General features: G+C 51.4%; 7 protein-coding genes. 5 read left to right on the top strand and 2 right to left on the bottom strand.

Annotated elements, in window-relative coordinates; translation table 11 throughout:
- The 3 genes from N5J71_RS21810 to N5J71_RS21800 all read left to right on the top strand — a co-directional run.
- Positions 1-337, top strand: a 337-nt coding sequence (locus N5J71_RS21810; RefSeq protein WP_279917636.1) for a Mov34/MPN/PAD-1 family protein, incomplete at its 5' end; no start/stop codon positions are given.
- A gap of 288 nt (positions 338-625) precedes the next feature.
- Positions 626-1,387, top strand: a complete 762-nt coding sequence (locus N5J71_RS21805; protein WP_279917635.1) for a hypothetical protein — start codon at positions 626-628, stop codon at positions 1,385-1,387.
- Positions 1,388-1,422: 35 nt separating this feature from the next.
- Positions 1,423-1,830 (top strand): hypothetical protein, encoded by a 408-nt coding sequence (locus tag N5J71_RS21800; protein ID WP_279917634.1) that lies wholly within the window; start codon positions 1,423-1,425, stop codon positions 1,828-1,830.
- A gap of 115 nt (positions 1,831-1,945) precedes the next feature.
- Here the strand turns inward: N5J71_RS21800 and N5J71_RS21795 are convergent, their stop codons facing one another.
- Both N5J71_RS21795 and N5J71_RS21790 read right to left on the bottom strand, forming a co-directional pair.
- Complete coding sequence (locus tag N5J71_RS21795) at positions 1,946-2,734, bottom strand: anti-phage nucleotidyltransferase (RefSeq protein WP_279917633.1); 789 nt, start codon at positions 2,732-2,734, stop codon at positions 1,946-1,948.
- Positions 2,735-2,852: 118 nt separating this feature from the next.
- Positions 2,853-3,794: an anti-phage phospholipase gene (locus N5J71_RS21790; protein ID WP_279917632.1), complete on the bottom strand. Its 942-nt coding sequence runs from the start codon at positions 3,792-3,794 to the stop codon at positions 2,853-2,855.
- Between the two features lie 289 nt (positions 3,795-4,083).
- Between N5J71_RS21790 and N5J71_RS21785 the strand changes: the two genes are divergently transcribed.
- Positions 4,084-5,331: a hypothetical protein gene (locus tag N5J71_RS21785; RefSeq protein ID WP_279917631.1), complete on the top strand. Its 1,248-nt coding sequence runs from the start codon at positions 4,084-4,086 to the stop codon at positions 5,329-5,331.
- Between the two features lie 153 nt (positions 5,332-5,484).
- Positions 5,485-6,146 (top strand): transposase (locus N5J71_RS21780; RefSeq protein ID WP_279917630.1); only part of this gene is annotated, 662 nt, incomplete at its 3' end.

Below are 6,146 nucleotides of genomic sequence, written 5' to 3'. Positions count from 1 at the left end.
GCGTAGAGGGCAGCACTTGGAAGTAAACTTTGCGACCGCACCTCAAGTTAAAGATATCCGAAGTCGCTATGGATTTATTCGGCATCCCGACGGTCATCAGGAGATTGCAGAGAGTAGACTCAAATTGACCAATGGTGAAGAAAACTATATAGGTGAGTGGCACACCCATCCTGAAAATCATCCATCGCCATCAACCATCGATACGCGCGACTGGAGGAGGCTTTCAAAAAACCATCGCGCCCCTTTGCTAGTGATTATAGGTGGGATCCAAGCGTGCTATTTCGGAATATTAATTAATTCCAGATTACATATGCTAAAAGAGTGCGCAGTAATCTAATGATTACTTGCTTCAAGTGATTGTAGTGGTTTCTGCTGGGCAATAGCTCTTGGCTGAGATACGCTTATATGAAAAATCACGGTGTTCCTTCGTGATATAAGCCAGTCTATACAGGCGGACGACATGATCGACGATTCGGAAGCGGTTGGACTGGACGGGATTTTCTTTCCCTCCTAGGCATACCCAGGCGGAACCAATCTGGTGATCTACCGCAGCTCGCCCAGATCATCGAAGCAGTTGTGCGTACATGACCCGGACTGGACATTGCAGAGGCTCCCGCGAATTTAAATGAAACTATACGAAAATGTGGTCATCGGAAATTTTCTCTATGCGTTGGGTTTCGCAATTGGTCGCAAAACCCAAGCTGGCGGACTGATGCCGATTGTGAACCTATTGCAACAGACTCCAGACGATAAACGTCTTGCGGACGTTTTCGCTTACTACCCAGGGGCGATGCGCATTATTGAGTTCAAACGGTCTGAGAACGGTGATGATAAGGAAGAAGAAAAGCTGCGCATACTGAGGCGGGGAGTTAAGTATGCGGCGAATGTCGAGAAAATTTCCCTAGCTTCACATTGGTTCGTGGAAACAAGTGTACCCGGCGAAGAGCTGGTGAGCCGTGTTGTTCCCTATTTGCATGCCTATTCGGACGTGACCACATCGATGAGCTTCACCACTTTTGTTGCTCAAACTGCTGATGCTCTTTTGAAAGGGGATGCAGGGTGTTCTGAAGGTATGCAGATGGGCTACCTGGATGTGCTTGCTATGTGTAATAGCGGCCCGGTAGCGAAGGCTGGGAGAACATCCCGAAGAACGGATGGGAGACCTCAAAGCAGCTCTCTCATACTCAAGTTGAGCGAGGACGGGCAGCTGGCCTATGCCCAAGTCACTTCCTATGAGGAATTGCGCTTACGACGTGATGAGCTCTTCCAGTGCTATCGGATGGAATTGTCAGCAGAGCGGCAAGAAAAAGCAGAATTACACCGCTCGCGGGAGTACGACTGGGATCCTGCACCGAGCAGGGGGCGGGGCATGTCATTTCAACGGTAAGATAGGATGTTTAGTCCAGGCCAGGAGGTGAGGAAGTGGCTGTAGATGACGAAAGAACTGCGGTGGTTGCAAGTGCGCTGAATAGCTTCATTACCATCGCAGAAAGAAGCAGTGCTGAAATCCAGCGGCAGGCTGAGGACGTCCAGCGAGGCGCTGCTGCGGTTGCCACTGCGACTTCGAAGCTCCAGCAGCGAGTCGATGGGATCGACAGTACGATCGAGACGGTGATCAGTCGCAATCTCTCGGACAGCGTCACGAATGCATCGAAGGTAATAGTAACGGCTTTGGAGTCTGCAAACGGGACCGCTGGGCGAGCTGCAAAGCAACTGAGCCAGGCCGCTAACGAGGTGTCCGGCAAGCTGTTTTGGGCGGGAGCTGTTGGTGGACTGTTTGGCGGTATTGCGGGTGGACTCGCCGTATTCTTTGCCCTGAGGCTACTCTGAACGGTTGTCTGGCGGCAGATGATCCGGCAGCTTCGGGGCAGTTAATGAGCAAGATGGCTAACGGTGGAAAAGTGAACCCGCACTGTGGCGGGTCAGAGCGATATTCACTAGTGCGTTACCAGTTGCTCCACAGCCGGACCACCGCATCTATGAAGGCATCGCATTGGGCCTGCGGCCAACACGTGTGATATCCATCACGTAATAAATAATACTGCTCGTTGGCGCATAGAAGCTCATTTTTATTCGCCTCCTGTCGATACCAGTTCACAACGTTGACCACACAGTCCGAATAGCTCGTCGTGAATCTGTCGGTCGGTACGTTGTACAGCAGACCTTCGAGATAGTACGAAGGGGCAGTACCTGCCTCGATCAAGCCTTCGTTGACCATTCTACTGCGCATGTTTTTGAATACGCGCGCCATAGGTTTCAGCCACCCGGAGGTGGCTTGGTGCTTGGAGGTCAGGTTCGCGGAGTGCTGTTTCGGGTAGTTTGCTATTTGTTCACCATCAGTGTTGAAGAAGCAGATCCCTTCAACGTACGCGGAGTCAGTTGTCGACCTAAATTTCGAGTATCGCCGGAACTGAATGGCCGCAATTACATCGGACTTCCGTCGCGACCTGCTGGCGTCGATGGTGATGGCTTTTCCGCTGGTATTGACCGCCTCCCCATACTGAGCTTGCAGCACGGAAAGTACATCTCGCTTGAAGTCTACATGCGTATAGGTCGCAGATCTGAAAGCATGCTTATGTGTTTCCTTCTCATCCTCAGACAACCAATCGGTATCGCTGAAAAAACAATCATCGAGTTTAATGATGATGTCCACGTCGCTCTCGGCATAGATATTCGTATCGTTGCCATAAGATCCTTGGAGAAAAACTTTGAAGTTCTTATCGGCATAAGGCATCGTAGAGGCTTCCAGCACGCCCTTGACCGAGTTGTAGGTGCTGCTCGACTGGGTGACTGATCCTTGGTGGGACCATGTTTCGAGTTGAGACTCTGGTATTGGCATCCGTTCCCTCTCCCTAGATCAAATACTCGCGGAGTTGCTGCTCTCGTGAGGCAAATGACTCGCGCCCACGTTGAAACAGAATCCCCAGCTTATTGAGGTCGTGCTCCAGAAGGTCAGTGGCCATTTCCGGAGTGGTATAAGAGTCACTAATCCTGACGGTCGGCACGTCATGGAAAAGAACCTGGCGCAATTGATCCATCGACTGGGTGTTGATTTCCAGGGTCTTTTGCAACAACTGCACGCTGACAAGGTACTTCTTCGCCAGCCACATCTTCAGCCCCGGCTTCGGCTCCGGGTAGATGCCTACACCGATACTCACTACCCGGATGTTCTGACGCTCGTGCTTGAGAGCCTGGACGGCATCTGCGATTGCGTACAGTGTTGGATTGTTCGCGCAGTAGCCGCCATCGAGCAGTTCGATGTCCTCACCACTCGATGTTCTAACGGTAGTGCGCTCGAAGAATGGGTAGGCAGAACATGAGGCCTTAACTGCATTCGCAATGCTGACACCGAAACCAGGGTCGAAGGTGCTCTTTCGACCGTGTGCCTGCGAGACACTACCCTTGAAGATCATTGGACGCTCAGTCATCCACCTGGCTGTGACGATCCCTACCCCAGTCTTGACGTGGCTGAACGTGGCATCGCCGAAGATTTCGCCGGCCAACTTCTTTAATGCCGCCGATTTGGCCGCAGCCGATTTTTGCGACATCACTGTCGGTACATGTTGTCGATACATGTCCAGAATAGAGTCGATGCTGTGGCCGAGTGCGATTAGCGCTGCAATGATGGCGCCCGTGCTCGTGCCAAATACTAGATCGAACTTTTTGTGCAGCGGCCCCCCTACCATGGCCTCGATTTCTTTTAGTACCCCTAAGGTATAGAACCCCTTAGCGCCACCGCCATCTAGCGACAAAATCCGAAGGGGAGAGGGTGCTGCCTGTTCTGCTTTTAGCATTTCAAAATTCTTCCATTAGGCTGGCTTGGATTGCGCACCCTATGCCTGAATCTGTGGGATGTCCGTGAAGCATGCGCCATTAGCCTGATAGAATTCAATATCATGGTAGGCATCAGAATGTAAATTTCTTTCAGGGTTGAATGGGTAGGCCAAATAACCGTACTATGGAATTTGCAGTTGTGGTGAGGCTCAATAGTCTCTGCGTGTATTTTTTGAGTAGTGCCAGCCTGGCCTTAATCCTATCACCATTTTGAAACTTTGTTTCTAAAAGCCAGAGAGGTAATTAATTGTGGATGAGCCGCTACTCCGAGAAATCGCGGAGCGCTATTTATTACCATTTTTTTCCGGCGCTAGGCTCGAGCTACAAGCAGAAAAATCAAGTGCAAGCGAAAAAACCGTTGCCTTTGTAATCAATCAGCAAACTATTGGATTTAAGGTAAATAAGCATGACGGATATCGCCTCCACATCAGGCGAGATCAGAGCTTTTCGGCTGCGACCAGTCCAGCTGGTGAATATAATCTCATTCAGGCGTTCATTGACTGCCTCGGCAGCATGGAAAGCATACTAACGCAGGACCTCAAAGATGAGTTTCTCTCGACGTTTCAGAGACGAGTAATTGCAAAGGCAATCGCGCCAGAAGGAAAATACAAAACGATCTTATCAGCGATAGACCAAATATCGCTTTGGGCGTCGAGGCTGTATGAGGGGGCTCCTATCTGCAGTGCTATTGGTATTTCACCAGATGCCAAGAACCCCTCCAGTCTTACATTGCAGAAAATTGGAAGTGGTGACTTCGGCGCCGTGCTCTCCAATGGAATTGATACTCTTCTTGAATTCAACCAAGATTTAGAGTTAGTTAAGCATCACGTGCTTGATCTTCCTTCAAACACCGAAAAAGTCTCTCCTTGGAGGCATCGAGCTATTGCAGAATGGACTAATGGTGCGGTCGGTAGAATTGCATTAGTGTTAAATCGCCTGGGTGAAATTCTAATATTTATTCATGGGCAGTTGTTGTTCGCAAGAAGAAGTGGAACTTGGCATTTTCTAACTCATGATCCGGTTGTCAGCCAGATGTCAGTCCCCAGGAATCAAGATATTCGCAAGGCGATCTATGAGACCTTATTGGATGCATCGTTTGCCCGTACAGGTGCGTGCATAGGGGTTGTACGTCATCGATCTAGTCAGAGTTGGACAGAGTTAGTAAATATAACTGATAGGCTTGATCCGGCCGCCTCAGATAAGGCAGCCACCATCAAAAGAATCATTAGTGGCCGACTATTTCACGAACTCCCGCGGACGTTAAGGCAGGAGTTGGTCGCGATTGATGGGTCAACCGTTATGGACCATACCGGAAAAATTCTCGCTGTTGGTGCAATACTGAGGCTACCTGGAGGCAGCACTAGTGGCGGCAGAACAGCAGCGGCAATCGAGCTCGGGAAATTAGGCCTGGGTGTCAAGGTCTCTCAAGATGGCGCAATTACAGGTTACATTCATGCCAAAGACAACTCCAATATCCCCGCTTTCCGCACGATGTGAATTGCCGCGGTCTTCGAAGATGCTTTGAACACCGCTTCTGGCCGGGAGTCGCCGGCCGCGGCAGGCCGGAGCCGGCCGATTCTGTTGAAAAAGTAGCGACCTCCCCATGCCGTTGGCAAAATTGCCCTGTCAGCGAGCGTGGGGGCGAACAGAATGATGGGACAGTTATCGGGAGGAGAGCAGCGCCTGTTCTACTCGTTCAATCTGGAAGATCACGTCCCGACCCAACACCTCCTGCGCAGCATCGATCAGTGCTTGGATCTCAGTGACCTGCGCACTTACCTGGCGGATTTATATTGCCCCATCGGACGCCCCTCGATTGATCCAGAGTTGATGGTGCGCATGCTGGTCGTCGGCTACTGCTATGGCATCCGTTCCGAACGGCGATTGTGCGAAGAGGTGCACCTGAACCTGGCCTATCGCTGGTTCTGCGGACTGGGCCTGGAGGATGAAGTACCTAATCACTCGACCTTCTCGAAGAATCGCCGCGGCCGTTTCCGTGACAGCGATCTGTTCCACTGGTTGTTCAATGAGGTGCTGCGGCGCTGCATGGCGGCAGGTCTGGTCAAGGGTGAAGGTTTCGCCGTCGACGCCAGCATCATCAAGGCGGATGCCAGCCGGCAACGTGGGGTGACGGGAAATGAGGTCGATTGGAACGATCCAAAGCTAAGCAGCCGCGCCGTGCGCGAGTACCTCGAAGCCCTTGATGAAGAGGCGTTGGCTGAAACCCTCCCCAAGAAGATTTCACTCACCGATCCGCTGTCTCGTTGGACAGCAGCGCCAGGCGGCCTGGCTTACTTTGCCTACTCCACCAA

This window comes from Ectopseudomonas oleovorans, assembly GCF_029845265.1.
Taxonomy (GTDB): domain Bacteria; phylum Pseudomonadota; class Gammaproteobacteria; order Pseudomonadales; family Pseudomonadaceae; genus Aquipseudomonas; species Aquipseudomonas oleovorans.
Note: the sequence above shows the minus strand (reverse complement) of the source record. Positions and strands in the feature narration are given on the sequence as shown.